A 25,590-nucleotide genomic window follows, 5' to 3' on the forward strand; every position below is an offset into this window, starting at 1 on the left:
AGGGTGGCGGAATGCAGGAGCAGTACCGCACCCTCGCCCGCGAAGGCGTGCACGAGACAGAGATCAACCGCTCGCGCTTCATCTGCGCGCTGGCGCCCGTCGCGACCGAGCAGGAGGCGCAGGAGTTCGTCGCGCGCATCCGCAAGGAGCACCCGACCGCCACGCACAACTGCTTCGCGTACGTCATCGGCGCCGACGCCTCCGTCCAGAAGGCGAGCGACGACGGCGAGCCCGGCGGCACGGCCGGTGTCCCGATGCTGCAGATGCTCATGCGGCGCGAGGTGCGGTACGTCGCCGCCGTCGTCACCCGCTACTACGGCGGCGTGAAGCTCGGTGCGGGCGGTCTGATCAGGGCGTACGGAGGTGTGGTCGGCGAGGCCCTGGACGCGCTCGGGACCATCACCCGGCAGCGCTTCCGCCTCGCCACCGTCACCGTCGACCACCAGCGCGCGGGCAAGCTGGAGAACGACCTGCGCGCGACGGGACGAGCCGTGCGCGAGGTGCGGTACGGCGAGGGCGTCGCCATCGAGATCGGACTGCCGGACGCCGACGTGGAGGCGTTCCGCGCCTGGCTCGCCGACGCCACGGCCGGCACCGCGGGCCTGGAACTGGGCGGCGAGGCGTACGGCGATGCCTGAGCGGACGCCGAGGACGCCCATGACGCCCATGACGCCGAGGACGCCCATGACGCCCATGACGCCGAGGACGCCGAGGACGCGGAGCACTCCGGGAATCCCCGAAGCCCCGACCGATGTCCGACCCCACCGATACGCTCCTGGATCATGAGATTCCTGCACACATCGGACTGGCACCTGGGACGGTCGTTCCACCGGGTGAGCCTGCTCGACGCCCAGTCCGCGTTCCTCGACCACCTGGTGGCGACGGTGCGCGAGCGCGACGTGGACGCGGTCCTGGTCGCCGGGGATGTCTACGACCGGGCCGTGCCGCCGCTCTCCGCCGTCGAGCTCTTCGACACCGCCCTGCACCGCCTGGCCGAGGCCGGAGTGCCGACCGTCATGATCTCCGGCAACCACGACTCGGCGCGCCGCCTCGGCGTCGGCGCCGGGCTCATCGAGCGCGCCGGCATCCACCTCCGTACGGACCCGGCTGGCGTCGGCACCCCCGTCGTGCTCACGGACGCCCACGGCGAGGTGGCGCTGTACGGCCTTCCGTACCTCGAACCAGCCCTGGTACGCGAGCAGTTCGGCGCCGCCAAGGCCGGGCACGAGGCCGTCCTCGGCGCCGCCATGGACCGGGTCCGCGCCGACCTCGCCGAGCGGCCCGGCTCCACCCGCTCCGTGGTCCTCGCCCACGCCTTCGTCGCGGGCGGCGAACCGAGCGACAGCGAGCGGGACATCACCGTCGGCGGCGTCGCGGCCGTCCCCGCCGGAGTCTTCGACGGCGTCGACTACGTCGCCCTCGGCCATCTGCACGGCAGCCAGACCGTCACCCCGCGCGTGCGCTACTCCGGCTCCCCCCTTGCGTACTCCTTCTCCGAGACCGACCACCGCAAGAGCATGTGGCTGATCGACCTGGGGCCGGCGGGCGAGATCGAGGCCGCCGAGCGCGTGGACTGCCCGGTGCCCCGCCCCCTCGCCCGGATCAAGGGCCGGCTGGACGACCTGCTGGCCGACCCCGCCCTCGTACGGCACGAGCGGTCCTGGATCGAGGCGACCCTCACCGACCCCGTGCGGCCCGCCGAACCCATGGCGCGGCTCACCGCACGCTTCCCGCACACGCTGCACCTCGTCTTCGAGCCCGAGCGCACCGAGAGCGACCCCCTCGCCTCGTACGCCCAGCGGCTGCGTGACCGCAGCGACCGGCAGATCGCCGAGGACTTCGTGGCCCACGTGCGCGGCGGCACGGGCCCGGACGGCGCCGAGCGGACCGTCCTGTACGGCGCCTTCGACGACGTCCGGGTGGACGCGGCGGAGCGGGAGCGCGAGGTGGGCGCCCGGTGAGACTGCACCGCCTCTCCGTCACCGCGTTCGGCCCCTTCGGCACCACCCAGGAGATCGACTTCGACGCCCTCTCCTCCGCGGGCATCTTCCTCCTCCACGGACCCACCGGCGCGGGCAAGACCTCCGTCCTCGACGCCGTCTGCTACGCCCTGTACGGCGCCGTGCCCGGCGCCCGGCAGTCCCCGGGGGCCTCGCTCCGCAGCGACCACGCCCCGACCGGCACGTACACGGAGGTGACGCTCGAACTGACCGTGGGGGAGCGGCGGTTGGAGGTCACCCGGCGGCCGGCGCAGCCCCGCCCCAAGAAGCGGGGCGGCGGCTTCACCACCGAGAAGGCCCAGAGCTGGCTGCGGGAGTACGACTCCGAGAGCAGCGCATGGGCCGCGCTCAGCCGCTCCCACCAGGAGATCGGCGAGGAGATCACCCAGCTCGTCGGCATGAGCCGCGAGCAGTTCTGTCAGGTCGTGCTCCTGCCGCAGGGCGACTTCGCGCGCTTTCTGCGGGCGGACGCCGAGGCGCGCGGCAAGCTGCTCGGGCGGCTCTTCGACACCCGCCGGTTCGCGGCCGTGGAGGAACGGCTCGCCGATCTGAGGCGCGCCGCCGAGCAGCAGGTACGGGACGGGGACGAGCGGCTGCTCGCGCTCGCCCACCGGATGGCGCAGGTCACCGGCGGCACCGTCGTGGACGAACGGCCCGGCGAGCCCGGACTCGCCGAAGCCGTCCAGACCCTGGCCGCCGTGGCCCGCTCCGAGGCACGCGAGGCCCTCGACATCGCCGACTCGGCCGTCTCGGCCGCCGAGTCCCGGCAGGCGGCGGCCCGCCACGTGCTCGACGCGGAGCGGGAGCTGGCGGACCGTCAGGCCCGGTTCGCCGAGGCGCGGCGACGGCAGGAGGAGCTGGAGGCCCGCAGGCCCGAGCGGGACCGCCGGCAGGCCACCCTGGACCGCTCCCGCAAGGCCGACCTCGTGGCGCCCGCCCTCGGTCTGCGCGCCGACGCCGAGCGCGAGCACGCGACGGCGAGCACGGCCCGCGAGCAGAGCCGTGGCAGGCTGCCCGCCGACCTGGCCGACGCGGGCGCGGAACAGCTCTCCGCCCTGGAGCGGCGGCTCCGTGAGGAGCTGGGCGGACTCGAGTCCGCCCGGCGGGCCGAGCGGCGCAGCGCCGAGATCGCCCAGGAGCGCGCCGCCCTGGGGCGCCAGGCACGCGCGGACGAGGAGATCCTCCAGGACGCGGGCGGCTGGCTCGCCGGGTGGGAGCCCCGCCGGGCCGAGCTGACGGCGCGTATCGAAGCCGCCCAGGAGGCCGCCGCCCGCGCCGAGCACCTCGCGGGCCGCCTCGAACCCGCCCGCCGCAGGCTGGCCGCGGCCCGCCGCCGGGACGCCCTGGCGCAGGAGTCGACCGCCGCCGAGTCCCGGCTGACGGCCGCTCGCGAGCACCGCAACAAAGCCCACGAGGCCTGGCTGGACGTCAAGTCCCGCCGCCTGCGGGGCATCGCCGCCGAACTGGCCGCCGCCCTCACCCCCGGCGACCCCTGCCAGGTCTGCGGCTCCGCCGACCACCCGGCCCCCGCCCGCACCGGCGCCGACCACGTCGACCGCGCCACGGAGGACGAGGCCTACGCCGCCTTCACGCGCGCGGAGGAGTCCCGCACGGCCGCGGAACGCACGGTGGCGGCCACCGCCGAGGCATGGGCGGCCGCCCGCGCGGAGGTCCTCGCGGGCGCGCCCCGTACGGGAGGGACGGAGAGCCTGCGGGCGGTCGCCCACGACCGGCCGGGGCCCGACGACGATCCCGGCGGGGCTCCGGCCGCCCCCGGGGGCGGAGCCCGTGCGGACGACGAGGCGGACGACGGGCCGGACGGCCGGGGCGCGAAGGCGGGCGCCGCGTCCGCGCGCGCGGATCGCGTGAGTTCCGGCGGATCCCCGGCGGCCGTCGACGCCACGGGCGGTCCGGACGCGGCCCACGAGCCCACCGTCGCCGAACTGGGCCACGAGGTGGAGGACTTGGCCCGGCAGCACGCCGAGGCGCATGCGCTCGCCGCGCAGACGCACGACGCGCGGGAGGCGCTCGCGCGGGCCGAGCGGGAGTACGAGAGCCGGGTCGGCGCCCAGCGGGACGCCGAGCGGCGGGTCGCCGCGCGGACCTCGCAGCGCGAGGCGCTCGACCGGGAGCAGACCGGGCTGGACGCCGAACTGGCCCGGGGCAGGGGCGAGTCCGGCAGCGTCGCCGAGCACGCCTCACGCCTGGAGCGGAAGATCGCCATCCTGCTCGACGCGGCCGAGACCGTACGCGCCGTCGACCTCACCGCCCAGCGCCTGAAGGAGGCCGACGACCGCCTCGCCGACGCCGCGTTCCGCGCCGGGTTCGACACCCCCGCGGAGGCCGCCGCCGCGCTCCTCCCGGACGACGAGCGCCGTACGCTGCAGCACCACCTGGACGACTGGCAGGCGGAGGCCGCCGCCGTCGCCGACCGGCTCGCCGAGCCGGAGACACGGGCCGCCGCCGAGCGCCCGCCCGCCGACCCGGCGAGCGCCGAGGCCGCCCACGCCGCGGCCGAACGGGCACTGCGGGACGCCGCGTCGGCCCTCGCCGCCGTACGCGACCGCAGCGCCGAACTGGCCCGGCTCTCCCGCCAGGCCGACACCGAGGTCCGCCGCCTCGGACCGCTGCGCGAGGAGTACGAACGGGTCGCCCGGCTCGCCGGACTCACCGCCGGCACCTCGGCCGAGAACGAGCGGAAGATGCGCCTGGAGTCGTACGTCCTGGCCGCCCGGCTCGAACAGGTCGCGGCCGCCGCCACCGCCCGGCTCCAGCGGATGTCGTCCGGTCGCTACACCCTGGTCCACTCCGACGCCCGCTCCGGCGGCAGACGCGCCGGCCTCGGCCTCCATGTGGTCGACGCCTGGACGGGCAACGAGCGGGACACGGCCACCCTCTCGGGCGGCGAGACCTTCTTCGCCTCCCTGGCGCTCGCGCTCGGCCTCGCCGACGTCGTCACCGACGAGGCCGGCGGCGTCCGGCTCGACACCCTCTTCATCGACGAGGGCTTCGGCAGCCTGGACGACCAGACCCTCGACGAGGTGCTCGACGTCCTCGACTCGCTGCGCGAGCGCGACCGCAGCGTCGGCATCGTCAGCCACGTCGCCGATCTGCGCCGCCGCATCCCCGCCCAGCTGGAGGTGGTCAAGGAGCGGCACGGCTCGGCCGTGAAGCTGAGGACGCCCGGTGCGGGAGGCGGGCTCAGCGGCTGATCGCGCGCCGGGGGAGAGGCGAGGAGTACACGACGCTCGTCGTCACGGACCCCAGCGTGGCGACCTTCCCGGAGATCTGCTCCAGGTGCTTCATGGACCGCGCGGCGACCTTGATCACGAAACAGTCGTCGCCGGTCACATGGTGCGCCTCCAGGACCTCCGGGGTGGTCTCGATCAGATCGTGGAACGGCTTGTAGTTGCCGTTCGGGTAGCGCAGCCGCACGAAGGCGAGGATCGGCAGTCCGAGCCGTTCCTGGTCGACCACGGCCGTGTACCCGGCGATCACCCCGGCCTCCTCCAGCCTGCGCACCCGCTCGGTCACGGCGGAGGCGGACATGGACACGGCCCGTGCCAGATCGGCGAAGCTGGCCCTTCCCTGGGCCTGCAGGGCTTCGAGGATGCGCCAGTCGGTGGCGTCCGGTGCGTATCCGGTCATGACCGAGATGTAGCAGGGGAATCCCCGGGCGATCAAGCCATGCCCGGGGAGTTCTCACGGTACGGAACGGAGCGCGGGCGGGATTCCCCGCCCGCGTCCTCGTCGTACCGTCAGAGACGCGAGATCTCGTCCACGAGGTCGTCGAGCCCCAGCGGCCCCTGCGAGAGCGCGGCCATGTGCCACGCCTTCGCGTCGAACGCGTCGCCGTGAGCCGCCTGCGCGTTGGCGCGGCCGAGCAGCCAGGCCCGCTCGCCCAGCTTGTAGCCGATCGCCTGTCCCGGCATCGAGAGATAGCGGGTCATCTCGCTCTCGACGAAGGCCGGCGGACGGCTGCTGTGCTGCTGGAAGAACTCCTGCGCCAGCTCCGGCGTCCACCGCTCGCCCGGGTGGAACGGCGAGTCCGCGGGGATCTCCAGCTGCAGGTGCATGCCGATGTCGACGATCACCCGGCAGGCGCGCATCATCTGCCCGTCCAGGTAGCCCAGGCGCCGCTCGGCGTCCGGCAGGAAGCCGAGCTCGTCCATCAGCCGCTCCGCGTAGAGCGCCCAGCCCTCCGCGTTGGCGCTGACCCCGCCGACCGTCGCCTGGTAGCGGGAGAGCTGCTCGGCCACGTGCGCCCACTGGGCGATCTGCAGGTGGTGGCCCGGCACGCCCTCGTGGTACCAGGTCGACACCAGGTCGTACACCGGGAAGCGGGTCTGTCCGTCGACCGGCAGCCAGGTGCGGCCGGGCCGGGAGAAGTCCTCCGACGGGCCGGTGTAGTACGGGGCTGCGGCGCCGCCGGGCGGGGCGATGTGCGACTCCACCCTCCGTACCCGCTCGGCGAGTTCGAAGTGGGTGCCGTCCAGGGCCTCGATCGCCTCGTCCATCAGGCTCTGCAGCCAGACCCTGACCTCCTCGACGCCCTCGATGTGGGTGCCGTGGACGTCGAGGTGCGCGAGCGCCTCCCACGGGCCGGAGCCGGGCAGGATGCGCTCCGCCTCGGTCCGCATCTCACCGAGCAGCCGGTGGTACTCGGACCAGCCGTACGCGTAGGCCTGGTCGAGGTCCAGGTCGGTGCCGTTGAAGTAGCGCGACCACCGCTGGTAGCGCTCGCGGCCCACCGTGTCGGGCGCGTCCGCGATCGCGGGGGCGTACACGTCCCGCATCCAGTCCCGCAGCGCGGCGACCGCCTCGGTCGCGCCACGGGCCGCCGAGGCGAGCTCGTCACGCACTGCGGCCGGCAGGGACTCCGGTCCCGCGGCGGCGAACTCGTCGAACCAGCCCGGCCCTTCGCCGTCCCCGCCCGACCACTCCGTCAGCTGCCCGACGAAGGTGGCGGTCGCCCGGGGCCCGCCCAGGAGCTTGCGCTCCAGGCCGAGGGCGAGCGAGGCACGGTAGCCCTCCAGAGCCCCGGGAACCGCGCGCAGCCGCTGCGCCACGGCCGCCCAGTCCTCCTCGGTCTCCGTCGCCATCACGGTGAACACCATCCGCACACTGTGCGCGGGGGATCGCATGTTGCTGACCGCGCACAGGCCCTCATCGGCCTCGTGGACGGCGAGTTCGGCCATCAGGCGCTCGCGCAGCAGCCTGCCGCAGCGCCGTTCGGCATCGGTGTCCGCGCCCGGGCGCCGCTCGGCCTCGTCGAGCATCGCCAGGGTACGGCGGGCGAGTTCGGCCACCTTCTCCTGTCCGGCCGGCGAGAAGTCGGGAAGGAGCCCGGCGCTCTCTTTGACTCCCAGGTATGTACCGGTGATCGGGTCGAGTGCGATGAGTGCGTCGACGTAGGTGTCGGCGACCTGGCGGGGCAGCGGGCTGCTGGAAGTCTCTGGCATGAGGCTCATCCTCGTCCCTCCACCGGGCCCGCGTCACCCTCAATCGATCTCAGTCGGCTGACAAATGAGCGCCCGGGGCGGGCGGAAGAAGGGGTCCGCACTCCCACTGCTGGAAGATCAGCCGGGTCTCGACGCGGGCCACCTCGCGGCGCGAGGTGAACTCGTCCAGGACGAGTCGTTGCAGGTCGGCGGGGTCGGCCACCGCCACGTGCACCAAGTAGTCGTCGGGTCCGGTGAGATGGAACAGCGCCCGTGCCTCGGGCAGCGCGCGGATGCGGTCGACGAAGGGACCGATGAGTTCACGCCGGTGCGGGCGTACCTGGACGAGAAGGAGCGCTTCGAGCCCACGGCCGAGTTTGGCCGGATCCAGTCGTAGCCGATGCCCCAGGATCACTCCCGTACGACGCAGTCGGGCCACCCGGTCCAGGCAGGTGGAGGGTGCCACGCCGACCTCGGCGGCGAGCTCGCGGTAGGTGGTCCGGGCGTCGTTCTGCAGGAGGCGGAGAATGTGCAGATCGACCGGGTCCAGTACGACGGAATCGGCCATCGGCCGAACGTAGCACGGTGATATCGGCCTACTCTTCGGTATCCGTTCACAGTTCCGCCATGTACATGGACTACGACGCCTCCACCCCCAGGGCTCTGGCCACCGAAGCCGTGCACGCCGGGCGCGAAGATCTCGCGGCCCTCGGCCTGCACGCCCCGCCGCTCGACCTGTCCACGACCTATCCCTCGTACGACATCCGGGCCGAGGCCGCGCGGATCGACGAGTTCGCCACCACGGGAGCGCGCCTCGACGGGCCGCCCGTCTACGCGCGCCTGGACAACCCCACCACCGCCCGCTTCGAGGACGCGCTCGCCCGGCTCGAGGGCACCGACTCCGCCGTGGCCTTCGCCAGCGGAATGGCGGCGCTCACGGCCGTCCTGCTGGTACGGGCGAGCCTCGGGCTGCGCCACGTGGTGGCCGTCCGGCCCCTGTACGGCTGCAGCGATCACCTGCTGAACGCGGGCCTGCTCGGCACCGAGGTCACCTGGACCGACCCGGCGGGCATCGCGGAGGCGATCCGGCCGGACACCGGCCTGGTGATGGTGGAGACCCCCGCCAACCCGACGCTCGCCGAGGTCGACATCCGGGCGATCGCCCACGCCTGCGGCTCGGTGCCGCTCCTGGTCGACAACACCTTCGCCACCCCGGTGCTGCAGCGGCCGGTCGAGGAGGGCGCGCGGATCGTGCTGCACAGCGCGACCAAGTACCTGGGCGGGCACGGCGACGTCATGGGCGGCGTCGTGGCCTGCGACGAGGAGTTCGCCCGCGGCCTGCGCCAGGTGCGGTTCGCGACCGGTGGGGTGCTGCACCCGCTGGCCGGCTATCTGCTGCTGCGCGGGCTCTCCACCCTGCCGGTACGGGTGAGGGCGGCGTCCGTGACGGCCGCGGAGCTGGTCCGGCGCCTCGCCACCGACCCGCGCGTCGCCCGGGTCCACTACCCGAGGGTGGGCGGCGCGATGGTCTCCTTCGAGGTCTACGGCGACCCGCACGACGTGATCGCCGGCGTACGGCTGATCACGCCCGCGGTCAGCCTCGGCAGCGTCGACACGCTGATCCAGCACCCGGCCTCCATCAGCCACCGGATCGTGGCCGAGGGAGACCGGCGCTCGGCGGGCGTCAGCGACCGGCTGCTGCGGATGTCGGTCGGTCTGGAGGACGTCGAGGACCTGTGGCGGGACCTGACCCAGGCGCTCAGCGCTGCGCCTGCTGGTACTCCTCGTACGACAGACGGCTCCGCGTCGCCGTCGCGGCGAGCCGTGCGGTGATGACGAGCGTCCCCTCCTCGATCTGGTAGTCGAGGGGGAGGTTCAGCGCGCGCATCGCGGCCACCATGCCGGTGTTGGACGACTGGGTCACGGCGTACACGCTCTCGCACCCGGCCTCGACGGCCATCGCGACCAGCCGGCCGAGCAGTTCGGAGCCGATGCCCCGGCGCTGCCAGTCGTCCTCCACCATCAGCGCCACCTCCGTCTCGTCGCCGTCCCACAGCAGGTGGCCGAGGGCGACGAGACGGCCGGAGGCGGTCTGCACGGCGAGGGTGCGTCCGAAGCGCGGGCTGAGGAGGTGGTTGAGGTAGCGGTCGGCGTCGCCGACCGGGCCGTGGTACCGCAGGCCGAGCGTGCGCTCGGAGCAGCGGTCGTGCATGGCGCGCGCCGCGACCAGGTCGCGCTGGTCGGCGCGGCGGACGGTGATCTCGTTGCCCTCGGGCAGGGTGAGGACGTCCTGGCTGCGGGGGATGCGCGGGCCGAGGCGGGCGTCGAGCTCGACCAGCGCCCGGGCGCGGGCGAACTCGCTCGGGGTGAACGGCAGATACGGCCGCTCGATGGTGATCACCCCGCCGTTCGGGTCGCGCAGCCGCATCACGGTCTCCTCGAGGACGCCCTCGACCGGGGCGGTCTCGCCGGTCGGGCGGCCGGTCAGGGAGACGGCGGGCAGGGAGTGGATGGTGCAGCGGCCGAGGAGCTGACGCAGGGCGAGCGGCAGCTCGGCGGCGTCGAGCGCGGTCCGGGTGGCGAGCCCGAGCAGCCGGGTCGGGGTGTCCACCAGGTCGTGGGCGTCGGCCCGCTCGATCCAGGTGTTGGTTCCGCCGGCCGCCGCGATCGCGCGGGTGAGCTGGTTCGCCTGGAGGTCGGCGGGGGCGCGCAGCAGGAACTCGTCGACCGTGCCCTCGGCGAGCGGGTGGGTCTGCAGGGTCAGGATGTCGACCCCGTGGCGGGCCAGCGCCGTGCACAGGGCGGCGAGACTGCCCGGGGTGTCACGGACCGTCGTCCGCATCCGCCACAGCACCGTCTCGGCGGGGTCGCCGGAGGCGCCCTCGTCCGTGCCGGCACCGGAGGCCGGCGGCAGCGGGGTCTTCCCGCTGCCGCCGGGATGACCGGCGGGCGGCGCATGGCTGTGACGCCGGGCCCACCACGTGTGGAAGGTGGCCGTGGCGATCAGCGCGATCGCCGAGAACACCAGCATGTACGGACCCTCGGCGCCGCGGACGACGGTCTTGGCGATCGTGTCGGCCACCACCACGGCCGTGAACAGGGCGGCCAGCTCGATGAGGTCGTGCCGCCAGTGATGGGGGCGGCGGGCACTCTTCGCAGAAGTCACATCAGTCATGACCTCACTGTGACGCAGCGGTGTTGCGTGATCACGAACGCTTTGTGACTGATGGGTTAAGCGCCGATCTGGGGTTTTAGTGACGATTTTCGGCCGGTTGTGTCGCGGCCTGATCGGTCTGGGTGGACGGATTGCGCAGGGCCTTCCGCAGCCGCCGGGCCTGGACCACGAGCTGGGACGAGCCGCCGCGTTCGGCCACCGCGTCGAGTCCCGGTATCTCCCCGGCCGCCCCGCACCGCTCCACGCAGTCGGCCGCGACGGCCAGCAGTTCACCGAGCCCGCGCACCGGCTGCTCCGCCGCCGACAGCTCGGGCAGCGTGCCCGCGAGCACGGCCCAGGTCGTGCCGTACGCGCCGGTGGCGGCAGCCGTACGGGCCGCGTCCGCGAGCCGGTTGGGCTTGACCGTGCCCTCGCCGAGGAGCCCGGCCAGCGTCTCGCCCAGCCGGTGCGCATCGAGATCGCCCCGCGCGGCCAGGACGAGGAGCGCGTCCACGGCGGTCAGCCGGTCCTCGGCGTGCCGGGCCCCCAGCCCGAGGGCCAGGGCGAGGTGGAGCGCGGGACCGACCGGGCCGTCGGACTCGGCGAGCGCGGTCAGACCCCAGGCCACCCCGCGCTCGTCCAGGTCGACGCCCTCGGCGAGGACGGGCAGCAGCCAGGTCGCCAAGGTCTCACGGTCGTCCGGCAGGACGCCCGACCAGTTCCGCCGTTCGCCGATCCAGTGGTGGCAGCGGTGGCTGACCTCGGCCTCGACGCCGCCCAGCCAGCGGAACGCGGCGGGGAACTCCTCCCGTATGGTCCGGCGCTCACGGATCCTGAAGACGATCCGCTCGGCGAGCCGCTTCGTGCCCTCGGGCCGGTCCTGTCCCCGGGCGAGGAACCGCATGCCGGGGGTGAGAGAGGTGTCCGCCGTCAGCCAGTCGGCGAGCCGCTCACCCGCCCGTGTGCCCAGGTCCGATGCGGCGGCGGCCGCCTCCTCGGCCGACGGGTCGGCCTTGCGGACCCGCAGCAGTGCCTGGGCGAGATCCGCCGGGGCCGGTTCGAGCCCCGCGTCCCGGTAGGCCCGCAGCCGCCCCACCAGTACCGACGGCTCGATCGCCCCGGTGTGCCAGGTGGGGGCCGCGAGCAGGAACGGGAGCTTGTCCGTACCGACCATGGAGGCGACCTCCCACAGCCGCGCGTCGACCACCCTGTCCAGGGCCCGGTGCACACAGGAGCCGAAGCCGTCACCGTGTGCCACGGCACCCTGGATCCGCGAGGGCCGCACCCTCCCCATCAAGGCGGCGAGAACGACGTCCACGCCGTACGTGCCGTGACCGAAGGGGTCCCGGAGACGCCCGTCCGTGGACTTCTCCATCCAGAACGCGTCGGCGAACGCGGCCGCCACCGCCGCGGTCAGCTCCTCACGGTTGCGATGCGCATGACGGACGAGGCCGTCCAGCGCGCGCTCGAACTCATCGGGCGCGTCCGTACGGCCCTTGGATACCGCCACCAGATCCTCGATCAGCTCCGCGACCGTGCCCGCGGGACCCGCCACGCGCCGCAGCTCCGGCACGGGAGGAAGGACCTCCTCGTACGGAAGGTCGTCGCCGACGTCCGTCGACGTGCCGAACACCTCCTCGGCCGCCTGCCGGTGCGCCGGGCTCAACGAGGCGGCGGCACACGCCAGTTCCTCGCGCACCTGCTCGTCCACCGCCGCCACGTGCCGTGCGACCAGCTTCAGCGCACGCTCCTGGATTCCGGTGTCCGCATGCCCGAACGCGTCCGCGACCAGCGGCAGCAGCTCGGGCGCCGCGTCGGGCCGGCGCCGCAGCTCCTTGGCGAGCAGCGACAGTTGGGCCCGCACCAGCTTCTTCTCCGTACGGAACAGCACCGGCCCGGACATCTCGGCCAGGTCCTGGACGGAGAGCCATCCCTCGGCGGCGAGCCCGGCCAGGACCTCCTGCGCGTAGGCCGCGACGGGCGACGGCGCGTCGGCCGCCATGCCGATCCACTCGGCCGTCCGGCCGCGCCGCTCCTCCCCATCGGTGCCGAGCAGCTGGAGCAGCGCGAGCGGGAAGCGCAGATCGCGAGGCCTTCCGCCGCGCAGCAGCCGTGCGACGCAACCGTCGACCAGCGCCGCGCGGTCGAGGACGCCCTCGTCCGCGAGGGTCGTGAGCGCCGTGGGCCAGTGGGTGGGGGCCTCCGGTCCCACCGACCACGTCAGCCGGTCGGGGGTCTCGATCATGTCGAAGATCCGCGGCACCAGAATCGGGGTCTGCGGATCGTCCCGCAGACGCTCCAGCAGCTTCCGGTCGGTGACCTCGGTCGTCCAGCCGAGGATGTAGCCGTCCGTCGTCGGCACGGCGCAGCCGGACCGGACGACCAGTTCATGGACGAGCCGGTACTCGCCCTGCGCCACGGCCGGCCGCTCGGCGAGCCGCTGGGCCACGTCTCCCAGCCACGCCGGCTCCCGGCCGGCGAGCACCTCAAGGACGAGGGGCGTGGTCGACCGGCCCCAGTCGGACAGATCGCGGCCACCGATCCAGGCCGCCGCGGCCGCCGCGCCCGTGTGACACCCCGCGCCGGCGACACGCAGCGCGCGCCGGACCTTCGTCTGCTCCTCCCAGCGATCCCAGCCCCAGCCGCGGACCTCGGTCCGCAGGTCCTTGACCTCGGGAAGGGCCGCCTTCCGGCCGGCGGGCCCCAGCTCCTTCAGCAGCGCGGGAACGTGCTCGGCCCGTCCCTCGCGGACCGCACCCAGCAGGCTCTTCACCGTCATCTCCTCGTTCCCGCCGCTCATCGCACGCCTCCGACGGCCGCGTACGCCGTGGCCCCGCGCCGGGCCATCCGTACCGCGAGCGCGTGCTTGCACGGCCCGCGACGCCCCCGGTAGTCCGCCCACCACTGGCAGGTGCAGCTCAGCACTCCACCCGACTCCCGTACCTGGTAACGCCGTTCGCCGGAGGCGACCGACGCGAGCTCGCCGTCGAGCACGACCGCCCCCTCCGCGACCAGGGCGCGCGCGGCCACCAGCCGGGGGTTGTGCCGCTCGGCGCGGTCCGCGTCGTACGGCAGCTCCCGGTGGAAGTACGCCGCGTCGGCCACGTCGTAGCCGACCCGGCCCGCCGTGCCGAGGCGGGTCAGCGCGGCCCGTACCCGGTCCACCGAAAGGCCCGCCTGCGCGCCCAGTTCGGCGAGGTCGATCCGCGGCTCCCAGGCGAGGAGCACCGAGATCAACTCGGCGTCCTGCGCCGCCTCCTGCGTGGCCAGCGCCTCCAGGACCCCGCCCTCCCCGGAGAAGCCGCGCGAGGCGTCGGGCGACAGGGTGAGCGTGAGGCGCATCCCCGGCAGCGTCACCTCCCACGCGCTCGCGGTGGCAGTCCCCTCCGCCCCGTCGGGCACCGGCCCGTACACCCGCAGCGCGGTCGCGTGCCGCAACACCCGCTCCAGCGCCACCAGCCGGTCGGGACCCGGCAGGCAGACGGCGCCCGCCACCGGCCGGGTGGTGGGCCGCAGGGTGCGGCCGGTCTGGACGACCCAGAGCGGGCCCCGACCCCGCGCCTGAGAGCGCGGCAGCGAGCGCAGGAACCGTACGGCCTCCGGACCGGTGAGCTCCGCCCGCAGATCGAACCCCGCCGAGGCCACCTGGGCCTCCGCGAAGCCGCGCAGCCAGCGGTCCGGCAGCGGAACCTTCTTCTCCACGACCGCGCCCTCGAGCGTGGTCACCGCCAACTCGTCCGGTCCGACCCGCAGATGCAGCGGATCGCTTCCCGTCATGCGGGACAGGGCCTCGCGCAGCGGGTTGTTGACATCGACATTGGTGGTGCCGTGTCCGGTCTCGGCCCCGTCGAGCCCCTCGCTCAGCACGTCGAGCCGTGCGTACACCCCGCCGCAGCCGGAGAACGACTCGAAGCGCAGCCGGTCGCCGTTCCCCGTCACGACCGGGTCCAGCGACCCCGGCCGTATCCGCTGGTGGTAGCGGGCGGCCGCCACGTCCGCCACCGCCAGCAGACCGCGCGCGGCGATCTGCGGCGATGTCAGAAAGCCGGAGAAGAACCGGGGATGCGCCTCGGCCCCGGCGGGCGTCAGCCCACCGGAGGTCTCCAGGCCGAGCAGCCGTCCGGCCCCGGAGGACTCCAGGGCGGACGGGCGTGAATAGGCGAGCGCCTGTACGGATCGCGTCATGGAAACGACGGTAGGACCCGCCACTGACAGTCACCGCCGGCCGGACTCACTGACCGACGCGCCCCGGCTGAAGAACCTTGCTGAACAGGACCGTTCCGCCCTCCGCACGCAGCCGGACGGTCAGCTCGCCGCTCCCGCCGTCGATGTCGACCTCGCCGAAATACTGTGGGGACTCCATCGGCGAGAGGTTCGCCCGCTCCGGGGCCCGCACGAAGACCCGCTCCGGGCCGAAGGTGGCGTCCAGCCTGTTGGCGGGGAAGCCGCCCGCGGCCAGCGGACCGGAGACGAACTCCCAGAACGGCGCGAAGTCCTGGAACGCGGCGCGCTCCGGGGCGTAGTGCTGCGCCGACGTGTAGTGCACATCGGCGGTCAGCCACAGCGTTCCGGTGATCCGACGGTGCTTGACGAACCGCAGCAGCTCCGCGATCTGCAGCTCCCGGCCGAGCGGCACGCCCGGGTCGCCCTGCGCGACGGCCTCGATGTTCACCGAGCCGTCGGGGACGACCAGGCCAAGCGGCATGTCCGCGGCGAGCACCTTCCACACCGCCCGCGAACGGCTCAGCTCGCGCTTGAGCCAGGCCAGCTGCTCCGCGCCCAGGATGCCGGTGGTGTCGTCCGCCTGCCGGCCGGGGGAGTTGGCGTTCCGGTACGAGCGCATGTCCAGGACGAACACGTCGAGCAGTGGCCCGTAGCGCACCACCCGGTGCATCCGCCCCTCCGTGGCGTCACCGCGCGCGTGAAGGGTGGACACCGGGAAGTACTCGGCGAACGCGCGCGAGGCACGGGCCGCGAGCACGTTCACGTCCTTCTCGGTGTAGCGCGGGTCCTCCAGGATCTGGCCGGGGTACCAGTTGTTGCGGACCTCGTGGTCGTCCCACTGCACGATCGAGGGGACCTGCGCGTTGAACGCCCGTACGTTGTGGTCGAGGAGGTTGTAGCGGAAGTTGCCGCGGTACTCGTCCAGCGTCTCGGCGACCTTCGCCTTCTCCGCAGTGGTGACGTTCCGCCAGACCCGCCCGTCCGGCAGGGTCACGCTCGGCTGGATCGGGCCGTCGGCGTAGATCGTGTCGCCACTGCACAGGAAGAAGTCCGGGTCCAGCCTCCGCATCTCCTCGAAGGCGCGGAAGCCGCCGATGTCGGGGTTGATGCCCCAGCCCTGCCCGGCGATGTCGCCCGACCAGAGGAAGCGCACCCCGTCGCGCCGCCGCGCCGGAGCCGTACGGAAGGTGCCGACGACGGGCTCGCTCGTACGGCGCGGGTCGTCCGGGTCCGCGAGCGTGACCCGGTAGTGGATCTGCTCGCCGGGCGGCAGCCCGTGCAGCGCGGTCGTCCCGGTGAAGTCACTGCCCGCGCCGAGCAGCGGACCGGCGTGGCGGTGCGCACGGCGGAACGAGTCGGTCGCCGAGGTCTCCACGATCATCCGCGCCGGCCGGTCCGAACGGACCCACACCAGCCCCGAGTGGGCGGTGACGTCACCGGTCTGCACGCCCCACGCGGCCCGCGGCCGCCCCGAGAGGGCCAGCGCGGGGGCGGCCAGCGCGGGGGCCGCCGTCGCGGCGCCGCCGAGGGTGAGCGCCGCCGACGCGGCGAGCGAGCCGCGCAGCACGCTGCGGCGGGCGGGGGACGGGCCGGGGACGGAGTAGGACATCGAAGCGCCTCCACGTGGTGAGCAGGACGGGTCCGTTGGGGGTCCGTTGTGCCGTCCCATGACTAGCGGCCAGGGGCGGCGCGGACACGAACCCCGCGTGAACACACCGCGGCGGCCCTCCTTTCAGCGGTCGGGTCGCTCGGCGCGGCCGTGGCGGCACGCCTCCGCCGCCAGGCGCACACCCCGCGCGATCTCGGACGGCGTCAGATGGGCGTAGCCGATGACCAGACGTACGGCGCCGTCAGTCGGCCGCGCCGTGCCGTACTCCTCCAGCGGGCGCAGGACCACCCCGGCGGACGCCGCCCGCTCGACGAGACGCGCGGGGGGACCGTAGAGCGACGGCACGCGCGCGATGATGTGCAGCCCGGCGGCGATCCCGCTCACCGCGGTGCCGGGGAAGTGCTCCTCCAGGGCCGCCACCAGGGCGTCCCGCCGCTCCCGGTACGCGCGCTGGCAGCGCCGCAGCTGCCGGTCGTAGCCACCGCGCGTCACGAACTCGGCGAGCAGCGCCTGGTCCAGGGCCGGGTTCCCGAGGTCCATCGTCCGCTTGCGCTCCACGACCTCCGCCAGGAGGTGCTCCGGCACCAGCATCCAGCCGAGCCGCAACCCCGGGGCCAGGGACTTGCTCACCGAGCCGGTGTACGCGACCCGCTCCGGATCGAGCCCCTGCAGCGCGCCCACCGGCGCCCGGTCGTAGCGGAAGTCGCCGTCGTAGTCGTCTTCCAGCAGGTAACCGTCCACGGACCGGGCCCAGTCCAGGAGCGCGGCGCGCCGCGCCGCCGAGTACGCGATCCCGGACGGGAACTGGTGCGAGGGCGTGGTGACCACGGCCCGTACGCCCGACGCGGCGAGCGGACCCGGCAGCAGCCCCTCCTCGTCCATCGGCAGCCACAGCGTCTCCATCCCGGTGGCGGCGAACAGCCGCTCGTGCTCCGGACTGCCAGGGTCCTCGATCCCCACGGTCCGCATGCCCCGCGCGCCCAGGACGAAGCCGAGCAGCGTCGACGCCTGCGCCACCCCCGAACACACCACAAGACGTTCCGGATCGGCCACGACCCCGCGCCGCCGCGCGAGCATTCCGGCGAGCGCGGTCCGCAGCTCCGGCAGCCCGCGCGGGTCCGGATAGCCGAGCGCCCGATGGGGCAGCGTGGACAGCACGGACCGCTGGGCCGCCGCCCAGGCCGCGCGCGGGAAGAGCGAGAGGTCCGGTGTCCCGGGGCCGAAGTCCACCCGCACACCCGGCGTGCGCGGGGCCGTATCCCGTGCCGGCTGCGACGCGGCCGCCCGTACCGTTTCGCTCACCCAGGTGCCCGCACCCCGGTCGCTGCGCAGATAGCCCTCGGCCGTGAGCTGCTCGTACGCCTCCGTCACCAGGCCGCGCGAGACGCCGAGATCGGCCGCCAGTTCACGGCTCGACGGCATCCGCGTCCCCGCCGTCAGCCGACCGGTGCGCACCGCTTCGCGCAGCGCCACCTGAAGCGCCCGGCCGCGCCGCCGTGCCGGGGCGGCCGCCGCCGGAAGCAGCAGCTCCCAGGCCGGCTGCCCGCCCCACGGAACATCGGAAGTGGTCCCCGAAGACGTCATGGAAGTGGACCTTAAACGGGACCGCCCCGCTTCCTAGCGTCAGGACCATGAACGCGAACTCCCTGCGAGGAACCCTCCTCGTGACCGTCGCCTACGCGCTCGTGGGTGCCTCCTTCACCGCCAACAGCCTCCTGGGCGACTATCCGTACGCGGGTGGCCAGGCCTTGCGCTACGGCGCCGCCTGCCTCCTTCTGCTGCCTCTGCTGGGCCGCGGCGGGCTCGCCCCGCTCCGTGCGCTCGGCGCCGCCCAGTGGGCCCGTCTTGCCGTGCTCGCCGCCGTCGGCATGGTCGGCTTCAACCTCGCGGTCCTCGCCGCGGAACGCACCGCCGAGCCCGCGGTCCCCGGCGTCCTGGTCGGCTGCGCCCCTGTGGTCGTGGCCGTGCTCGTGCCGCTCCTGGAGGGGCGCAGGCCCAGCCGGCCGGTCCTCCACGGCGCGCTGCTGGTCGCCGCCGGCGCCTTCACCGTCCAGGGGTGGGGCCGTACCGACCTGGCCGGGCTCTCCTACTCCGTAGGAGCCTTGGCGGGCGAGGTCGGGTTCACCGTCCTCGCCGTACCCGTGCTGCGCCCGCTCGGGCCGAAGCTCCTGACGGCGGTCGTCTGCGGCCTCGCCGCCGTCGAGTCGGCCCTGATCGGACTGGTGGTGGACGGCGGCGCGTTCCTGCGCATGCCGACACCCGTGGAGGCGGGCGCCCTGGTGTGGCAGGCCGCCCTGGCCACGGTCGTCGGCTTCGTCCTGTTCTACATGGGCGTGCAGCGCATCGGCATGGAGCGCGCCACCCTGTTCACCGGCGCGATCCCGGTCGCCGCGGCCCTGACCGCGGTGCTCGTCTCCGCCGGCGGATTCGGCCTTCCGCAGGCCGCCGGCAGTGTCCTCGTGGCTGCCGGAGCGGCCCTCGGGACGGGTCTGTTCACCAGGGCTCGTACGGGCCGGTCAGCGGCTGCCGTCGAGGATCACGCGCGCGACGAGAGCAGGGTCGTCGCTCATGGGGACATGACCGCAGCCGGGCAGCCGTAGCAGCCGGGCCCCGGGCAGCGTGTGCTTGGCCCGGACGCCCTGACGGCGCAGCAGCAGCCGGTCGCGGGTGCCCCAGGCGATGGTCACCGGCACGGCGGTGACGTCGTCGCCGAACAGCACGGTCCGGCCGGCCTCCAGGGTCTCGCGGAAGCCGGTGGCCTCCCGCAGCGCGAGGGTCTCGGCGACCACCGCCTCGGGTGAACGGCGCCCCGGGCGTGCGTAGATGGTACTCGTCAGCGCCGTCCGTCCGGCGGCGCTTCGGGACAGCCGCTCGATCAGCGGCACGGGCATCGAGAGCGCGGCGGCCCGCATCGCGCGCAACGTCCCGAAGGCGTACCGCCGTTCGCTCTCCGACCAGAATCCGGCGGGGGAGAGCGCGGTGACCGAACGCACCAGCTTCTCCCGGCCGAGCTCCAGGGAGAGCAGCCCGCCCAGCGAGTTGCCGGCCACGTGCGGCCGTTCGATGCCGAGGGCCGCGCAGAAGGCGCCGAGCACCGGCACGACCGTCGACAGGTCGTAGGCACAGCCCGCCGGCAGCGCGGGCGAGGTGCCGAAGCCCGGCAGGTCGACGGCCACGACGTCGCGTTCGGTGGCGAGGATGTCGAGGACCGGTTCCCAGGCCTGCCAGTGGTGGCCGATGCCGTGCAGCAGCAGAAGAGGCTCGCCGGCGCCCCTGCGTTCGTACGTCACGGAGACCGTGCGCGGACCCTGACGGGTCTCGACCGGGAACGAGATCTGTGCGGACATACGCCTGCTCCTTGACTTAGACACCCTGTCAGCAAGAATTACCCTTCAGTAGATACGAGTTCAAGGGCCGGGGCGGAACTGGACAGCGCCCGGCCGGTCGGCTGGGATGGACGAGTGGCGACCGAAACCCTGATCGATCTCTTCGAAGAACACCGGCCGATGCTCAACGGCGTGGCCTACCGCATGCTCGGCCGCGCCGCCGACGCCGAGGACGTCGTCCAGGAGGCGTGGCTGCGCTGGTCGGCCGCGGACCGCGACGACGTGCGCGAGCCGCGCGCCTATCTCGTACGGATCACCACCCGCCTCGCCCTCGACCGGCTCCGCCAGGTCCAGACGCGCCGAGAGTCCTACGTAGGCCCCTGGCTGCCCGAACCCGTCGTCACCGACTTCGGGCCGTCCGTCCCCGACACCGCCGAGCGCGCCATGCTCGCCGACTCCGTCTCGCTGGCCGTCCTCGTCGTCCTCGAATCCCTCTCGCCCCTGGAGCGTGCCGTCTTCGTCCTCCGGGAGGCCTTCGGCTTCCCCTACGGGGAGATCGCCACCGCGATCGACCGCTCCGAGGCGGCCGTGCGCCAGCTCGCCGGCCGCGCCCGCCGCCATGTCGACGAGGGCAGGCCCCGCTACGACGTCGACCCGGCCGAGCGCCGCGACCTCACCGAGCGCTTTCTCGCCGCCGCGGCGGGCGGTGACCTGGAGGGACTTCTGGCGGTGCTCGCGCCGGACGTCCGTCTCGTCGGCGACAGCGGAGGCAAGTCGAAGGCGCCGCTGCGGATCATCGAGAGCGCGGACAAGGTCGGCCGCTTCCTCGCCGCCGTCGCGCAGGACGCATGGGCCACCTACGAGTTGCGCTTCATGGAGCTCAACGGAGGGACCGCCGTGGTCGCCCTGGAGGACGGCCGGCCGGACGCGGTCTTCCAGATCGAGGTGCGCGACGGGCGCGTCCAGTGCGTGTACATCGTCCGCAACCCCGACAAGCTCCACGCGGTGGTCCCCGGCTGACGCCGGTCGCCACGCCTCGCCCCCTTCACCGTGCCCCGCCTCCGCCCGGAGGTGGGGCACTGTGCTGCGCGGGCCTCACGGCGGCGCGAACGTCCTGTGAACGATCTACGTCAGAGCCCCGCATTCACGGGCATCCGGAGCAGGATTGGTCTTGACCAAGGGGGTGTGCCGCCTTATGGTCGCAGAGATAGTGCAGGAACCTTTAATAAACAAGGGCGCGGAAAACCGCCGCGGGACACGGCGAATTGCGGAGGATCAGGGTGGGGACCACGCAGCTGGAATCGGTGCCGGAGCCTAAGTACTGGCACCTCAAGACCGTGATCGGCGAGGCGCTCGACTCCGACTTCGCGGTCGGCGAGATCCTGCCCAACGAGCGGGAACTGGCCGCGCGCTTCGGCGTCGCCCGGGCCACTCTCCGTCAGGCCCTGGAGCAGCTGGAGCTGGAGGGCCGTCTGCAGCGCCGCCGCGGCGTCGGCACGACCGTCGCGCCGCCCCGCGTGGGCGTGGACGTCTCCACGACCCAGCACAGCTGGCCCGGCGTCGCCGAGGAGACCTGGCAGTCCATGGACTCCGCCACCGCCGTGGCCCCCGCCGCCGTCGCGCGGCTCCTGGACATCGACCCCGACGAGCAGGTGCACGTCGTGCGCCGCCTGCGCGTCACGCACGACCAGCCGGTCGCGGCCGAGCTCCTGTACGTCCCGTCCGGCTCGGTCCCCGAGCTCACCGCGTTCGACACCCCGACCGGCCCGGCCCGCGCCCGCGCCGTGCTGCGCGAACTCCAGCGCCTCGCCCTGGACGGCCAGGACCGCTCCGTCGAGCTCGGCTCGGCCCGCGCCGACGACGCCAAGGAACTGGACCGCCTCCCCGGCGCCCCGGTCCTGGTCGTCACGACCCGCTACCTCTCGGAGGGCCGCACCGCGGCGGTCTCCGTGGCCACCTACCGCGCCGACACCTGCCGCCTGACCTTCGGGGACTCGGGCGACCTGGTGATGGCCTCCTGACCCACCCGCCCGCCCGCGCGGCGCCGGTGCAACGAGACCGAGCCCGTGTGGGGTCCTGCTACGGCAGCACCCCACACGGGCTCGACTCGTGTCGGGGGGCCGGCGCCCGGCGCCCGCCCCTCCCGGCCGGTTGTCAGCGGCCGGTCGTCAGCGGCGGCCCGTCAGCGGCGGGCCGTCACCGTCGCGTCCACCGCGAAGAGTTGTTCCTCCACGTGGTCCAGGGCCAGGCGCAGGGCACCCGTGCCCACCGCGGCCTCGCCCAGCATCGACAGGACCACGCGCGGGGGGCGCAGGCAGAAGCGGGCCAGTTCGTCGCGCAGGGGCTGCAGAACGCCGTCCAGGCCGGCCGCCCAGCCGCCGATCACCACCACCTCCGGGTCGAGCGCGAGGACCAGCGCCGCCACGTCGTGGACGAGCCGCTGGGTGAAGCGCTCCACCGCCGCCTCCGCCCGGGCGTCGCCCCCACGGGCCAGCGCGAAGACCTCGGCCACCGCCTGCTCGTCCAGCGGATGCAGCGGCTCGTCCGTCGTCGACAGCAGGTGCTCGGGGGTGACCCCCCGGCCCAGCAGATGCAGCGCCCCGATCTCCCCGGCCGCCCCGCCGAAGCCGCGGTGCAGGCGCCCCCCGATCAGGGAGCCCGCGCCCGGGCTCAGCCCCGCGAGCACGAAGACGATGTCGTCGGAGTCGGTCGCCGCACCCTTCCAGTGCTCGGCGACCGCCGCCGCGTTCGCGTCGTTCTCCACCAGCACCGGGCAGCGGAACGACCGCCGCAGCCGCTCGCCGAGCGCCAGGCCCGTCCAGCCGGGCAGCGCCGTGCCGAGCCGTACCGTGCCGTCCGCCTCGACGATCCCCGGCGTACCGACGCCGACCGCCCGCAGATTGGAGCGGGCGACCCCGGCCCTGCGCAGCACGTCGGCGACCACCGCCCGCACCCGCTCCAGACGCTCGTCCTCCGGAGCTGTCTCCGAGACCTCGCGCGACCCCGCGCCGATGATCCGCCCGTCCAGGCCCGAGAGCAGCGCGGCCACCCGGTGCGGACCGATCTCGATCCCCAGCAGATGCCCGGCCTCCGCCCGGAAACGGAACCTCCGGGCCGGCCGTCCCTGCCGCCTGGCCTCGCCCTCCTCGGGCGCCGCCTCGACGACGAGACCGCCGACGATGAGCCCCTCGACGACCCCCTCGACCGTCGGCCGGGACAGCCCCGTGATCCGGGTCAGGTCCGTGAGCGTGAGCGCGTCGGCGCCCCGCAGAGCATGGAGTACCACCGCGGAATTGATCCGCCGCAGCAGGGACGGATCCCCGCCGGTCAGCCGCCCCACAGTGTGTCCTCCCAGCTCGTACGCATGTCTGGCGGATGTTACTCAATGGACCGGAGGGCGGCGAGCGCCCGGCGGTCTGACGGAGCACCAGCTGTCGGTGGCGGCCGCTTTACTGGACCCATGACGCTCGCACAGCACCTCGCCACCGTGGACCTGCTGCGCGCCCGCGCGTTCCCCGCGGACGGTTACCACCTCGCGGAGTTAGCCGTCGAGGACCCCCGCGCGGAGCAGGCGGAGGCGGAACGGGAAGCGCTGGCGCTGCTCCTCGCCGACCGCTGGGGCCCGCCCGACCACCTCGGCCTGTACGGACTGCTCCACCGCTACGGAGCGGGGGAGGCGATACCCCGCCCCTGGGACCTGCTCTGCACCGCGCTGCCCGAGGTCCAGCTGTGGCGGGCGGACGGCCGCTGGATCGTGCTCGGCACGCCCGAGGAGGCCGGAGCGCCCGCCCGGCTCCTCGTCTGCGTCACCGAGGTGGATCCCCCGTGACGCGCGGGACCCGCCGGTCCGGAACGCCCGCCGCCTCCCGCAGCCTGCCGAACTCCTCCGCCATCGACCGCGCCGTCCAGTGGGCGTTCAGCCCGCTCGGATTGGGCAGCGCCCAGATCCGGGTCTCCCCGATCGTCCGCTCCTGTGGACCGACGACCGCGCCGCGCTCCCCGAACGCCGTCCGGTACGCCGTGATGCCGACCACCGCCAGCCAGCGCGGCCGCAGCCGCTCCACCCGCTCGGTCAGCAGCCGGCCGCCCTCCCGGAACTCCTCGTCGCTCAGCTCGTCGGCCCGTGCCGTCGCCCGCGCCACCACGTTCGTGATGCCGAGACCGTACGCGAGCAGCTCCTCCTGCTCCGCGGGCCTCAGCAGCCGCGGGGTGAAGCCGGACAGCTCAAGGACCGGCCAGAAGCGATTGCCCGGGCGCGCGAAGTGGTGGCCCGTCGCCGCCGACATCAGCCCCGGATTGATCCCGCAGAAGAGGACGGAAAGGCCGCCCGCCACCACGTCGGGAATGACGCGGTCGCGAGCGGCCTCGAGCTCCTGCGGCGTGAACCGGGTCAGAGGATCGCCCCGGGGGTGTACGCGGCGGCCTCCGGGTGCTGCTTGACGATCTCCTCGATACGGGAGACCACGACGCCGACCTGGTCGGCGGCGGCGCCGGTGAACGACAGCTTGTCCGCCATCAGCGCGTCGAGCTCCGCGCGGTCCAGCGGGATCCGCTCGTCGGCCGCCAGCTTGTCGAGGAGCTCGTTGCGCTCGGCACCCTGCTCGCGCATGGCGAGGGCGGAGGCGACGGCGTTCTCCTTGATGGCCTCGTGGGCCAGCTCGCGGCCCACACCGGCGCGGACGGCGCCCATCAGGACCTTGGTGGTGGCCAGGAAGGGGAGGTAGCGGTCCAGCTCGCGGGCGACGACGGCCGGGAACGCGCCGAACTCGTCGAGCACCGTCAGGAACGTCTCCAGAAGACCGTCGAGCGCGAAGAACGCGTCCGGCAGCGCGACCCGGCGGACCACGGAGCAGGAGACGTCGCCCTCGTTCCACTGGTCGCCGGCCAGCTCGCCGGTCATCGACGCGTAGCCGCGCAGGATGACCATGAGGCCGTTGACACGCTCGCAGGAGCGGGTGTTCATCTTGTGCGGCATCGCGGACGAGCCGACCTGACCGGGCTTGAAGCCCTCGGTGACCAGCTCGTGGCCTGCCATCAGGCGGATGGTCTTCGCGACGGACGACGGCGCGGCGGCCAGCTGCACGAGCGAGGTGACCACGTCGTAGTCGAGGGAGCGCGGGTAGACCTGGCCGACCGAGGTGAAGGCGTGCGCGAAGCCGAGGTGGGCGGCGATGCGCTGCTCCAGCTCCGCCAGCTTGGCGGCGTCGCCGCCGAGCAGGTCGAGCATGTCCTGCGCGGTGCCGACCGGGCCCTTGATGCCGCGCAGCGGGTAGCGGGCGAGCAGCTCCTCCAGGCGGCCGTACGCGACGAGCAGCTCGTCGGCGGCCGTGGCGAAACGCTTGCCGAGGGTCGTGGCCTGGGCGGCGACGTTGTGGGAGCGGCCGGCCATGACGAGCTCGGCGTACTCGCCGGAGAGCTTGCCGAGGCGGGCGAGGACGGCGACGGTGCGGTCGCGCATCAGCTCAAGCGAGAGCCGGATCTGCAGCTGCTCGACGTTCTCGGTCAGGTCGCGGGAGGTCATGCCCTTGTGGACGTGCTCGTGACCGGCGAGGGCGTTGAACTCCTCGATCCGGGCCTTCACATCGTGCCGGGTGACCTTCTCGCGCTCGGCGATGGAGGCGAGGTCGACCTGGTCGAGCACACGCTCGTAGTCGGCGAGCGCCGCGTCCGGAACCTCGATCCCGAGGTCCTTCTGGGCACGCAGCACGGCGAGCCACAGCCGGCGCTCCAGCTTCACCTTCTGCTCGGGGGACCAGAGGACGGCGAGCTCCGCGGAGGCGTAGCGGCCGGCCAGGACATTGGGGATGCGGGGCTTCGCAGCAGCAGTCACGTGACC

20 protein-coding genes are annotated in these 25,590 nt (G+C 73.9%); 8 read left to right on the forward strand and 12 right to left on the reverse strand.

Annotated elements, in window-relative coordinates; genetic code table 11:
- Positions 1-11: 11 nt before the first annotated feature.
- From FDM97_RS13700 to FDM97_RS13710, 3 genes are all read left to right on the forward strand, one after another.
- Positions 12-638 carry a YigZ family protein gene (locus tag FDM97_RS13700; protein ID WP_137990687.1) on the forward strand — a complete coding sequence of 209 codons (627 nt, stop codon included), beginning with the start codon at positions 12-14 and terminating at the stop codon, positions 636-638.
- Between the two features lie 144 nt (positions 639-782).
- On the forward strand, positions 783-1,961 hold the full coding sequence (locus tag FDM97_RS13705; protein ID WP_137990688.1) for an exonuclease SbcCD subunit D: 1,179 nt from the start codon (positions 783-785) through the stop codon (positions 1,959-1,961).
- Positions 1,958-5,212, forward strand: a complete 3,255-nt coding sequence (locus FDM97_RS13710) for an AAA family ATPase (protein WP_137990689.1) — start codon at positions 1,958-1,960, stop codon at positions 5,210-5,212. Before FDM97_RS13705 ends, FDM97_RS13710 begins: the two co-directional genes overlap by 4 nt.
- On the opposite strand, the gene FDM97_RS13715 is transcribed toward FDM97_RS13710, so the two are convergent.
- From FDM97_RS13715 to FDM97_RS13725, 3 genes are all read right to left on the reverse strand, one after another.
- On the reverse strand, positions 5,202-5,648 hold the full coding sequence (locus tag FDM97_RS13715; RefSeq protein WP_137990690.1) for an Lrp/AsnC family transcriptional regulator: 447 nt from the start codon (positions 5,646-5,648) through the stop codon (positions 5,202-5,204). The two genes, FDM97_RS13710 and FDM97_RS13715, sit on opposite strands and share 11 nt — an antisense overlap.
- Positions 5,649-5,758: 110 nt before the next feature.
- Positions 5,759-7,462, reverse strand: a complete 1,704-nt coding sequence (locus tag FDM97_RS13720) for a DUF885 domain-containing protein (protein ID WP_175439111.1) — start codon at positions 7,460-7,462, stop codon at positions 5,759-5,761.
- A gap of 49 nt (positions 7,463-7,511) precedes the next feature.
- Entirely contained in the window at positions 7,512-8,009 is a 498-nt protein-coding gene (locus FDM97_RS13725) for an Lrp/AsnC family transcriptional regulator (RefSeq protein ID WP_137990692.1), read from the reverse strand.
- Positions 8,010-8,068: 59 nt separating this feature from the next.
- Between FDM97_RS13725 and FDM97_RS13730 the strand changes: the two genes are divergently transcribed.
- A complete protein-coding gene (locus FDM97_RS13730) occupies positions 8,069-9,274 on the forward strand; it encodes a trans-sulfuration enzyme family protein (protein WP_137990693.1) in 1,206 nt (401 codons plus the stop codon).
- Here FDM97_RS13730 and FDM97_RS13735 read toward each other — a convergent pair.
- From FDM97_RS13735 to pdxR, 5 genes are all read right to left on the reverse strand, one after another.
- Positions 9,201-10,616, reverse strand: a complete 1,416-nt coding sequence (locus FDM97_RS13735) for a GNAT family N-acetyltransferase (RefSeq protein WP_137990694.1) — start codon at positions 10,614-10,616, stop codon at positions 9,201-9,203. The two genes, FDM97_RS13730 and FDM97_RS13735, sit on opposite strands and share 74 nt — an antisense overlap.
- 76 nt (positions 10,617-10,692) lie before the next feature.
- A complete protein-coding gene (locus FDM97_RS13740) occupies positions 10,693-13,395 on the reverse strand; it encodes a DUF7824 domain-containing protein (protein WP_175439112.1) in 2,703 nt (900 codons plus the stop codon).
- Entirely contained in the window at positions 13,392-14,780 is a 1,389-nt protein-coding gene (locus tag FDM97_RS13745) for an SWIM zinc finger family protein (protein WP_137990695.1), read from the reverse strand. Before FDM97_RS13745 ends, FDM97_RS13740 begins: the two co-directional genes overlap by 4 nt.
- 46 nt (positions 14,781-14,826) lie before the next feature.
- A complete protein-coding gene (locus tag FDM97_RS13750; RefSeq protein WP_137990696.1) occupies positions 14,827-16,428 on the reverse strand; it encodes an alkaline phosphatase D family protein in 1,602 nt (533 codons plus the stop codon).
- A 123-nt stretch (positions 16,429-16,551) separates the two neighbouring features.
- A complete protein-coding gene (gene pdxR, locus FDM97_RS13755; protein ID WP_137990697.1) occupies positions 16,552-18,012 on the reverse strand; it encodes a MocR-like pyridoxine biosynthesis transcription factor PdxR in 1,461 nt (486 codons plus the stop codon).
- Between the two features lie 47 nt (positions 18,013-18,059).
- Here pdxR and FDM97_RS13760 point away from each other — a divergent pair, with 47 nt between their 5' ends.
- Positions 18,060-19,028, forward strand: a complete 969-nt coding sequence (locus tag FDM97_RS13760; RefSeq protein ID WP_137990698.1) for a DMT family transporter — start codon at positions 18,060-18,062, stop codon at positions 19,026-19,028.
- Here FDM97_RS13760 and FDM97_RS13765 read toward each other — a convergent pair.
- A complete protein-coding gene (locus FDM97_RS13765; protein ID WP_137990699.1) occupies positions 18,945-19,775 on the reverse strand; it encodes an alpha/beta fold hydrolase in 831 nt (276 codons plus the stop codon). The genes FDM97_RS13760 and FDM97_RS13765 overlap by 84 nt on opposite strands.
- Before the next feature lie 114 nt (positions 19,776-19,889).
- On the opposite strand from FDM97_RS13765, the gene FDM97_RS13770 reads away from it, so the two are divergent.
- Together FDM97_RS13770 and FDM97_RS13775 are read left to right on the forward strand one after the other, a co-directional pair.
- Positions 19,890-20,774: an RNA polymerase sigma-70 factor gene (locus FDM97_RS13770; RefSeq protein ID WP_217510227.1), complete on the forward strand. Its 885-nt coding sequence runs from the start codon at positions 19,890-19,892 to the stop codon at positions 20,772-20,774.
- A 260-nt stretch (positions 20,775-21,034) separates the two neighbouring features.
- Positions 21,035-21,775 carry a GntR family transcriptional regulator gene (locus FDM97_RS13775; RefSeq protein ID WP_137990700.1) on the forward strand — a complete coding sequence of 247 codons (741 nt, stop codon included), beginning with the start codon at positions 21,035-21,037 and terminating at the stop codon, positions 21,773-21,775.
- Between the two features lie 161 nt (positions 21,776-21,936).
- On the opposite strand, the gene FDM97_RS13780 is transcribed toward FDM97_RS13775, so the two are convergent.
- Positions 21,937-23,094 carry an ROK family transcriptional regulator gene (locus FDM97_RS13780; protein ID WP_137990701.1) on the reverse strand — a complete coding sequence of 386 codons (1,158 nt, stop codon included), beginning with the start codon at positions 23,092-23,094 and terminating at the stop codon, positions 21,937-21,939.
- 120 nt (positions 23,095-23,214) lie between these two features.
- Between FDM97_RS13780 and FDM97_RS13785 the strand changes: the two genes are divergently transcribed.
- Entirely contained in the window at positions 23,215-23,583 is a 369-nt protein-coding gene (locus FDM97_RS13785; protein WP_137990702.1) for a hypothetical protein, read from the forward strand.
- On the opposite strand, the gene mug is transcribed toward FDM97_RS13785, so the two are convergent.
- A complete protein-coding gene (gene mug, locus FDM97_RS13790; RefSeq protein ID WP_137994803.1) occupies positions 23,561-24,148 on the reverse strand; it encodes a G/U mismatch-specific DNA glycosylase in 588 nt (195 codons plus the stop codon). The genes FDM97_RS13785 and mug overlap by 23 nt on opposite strands.
- Positions 24,145-25,584 (reverse strand): adenylosuccinate lyase, encoded by a 1,440-nt coding sequence (purB, locus tag FDM97_RS13795; RefSeq protein ID WP_137990703.1) that lies wholly within the window; start codon positions 25,582-25,584, stop codon positions 24,145-24,147. The genes mug and purB overlap by 4 nt, the downstream gene beginning before the upstream one ends.
- Positions 25,585-25,590 lie beyond the last annotated feature (6 nt).

Source organism: Streptomyces vilmorinianum, assembly GCF_005517195.1.
GTDB lineage: Bacteria > Actinomycetota > Actinomycetes > Streptomycetales > Streptomycetaceae > Streptomyces > Streptomyces vilmorinianum.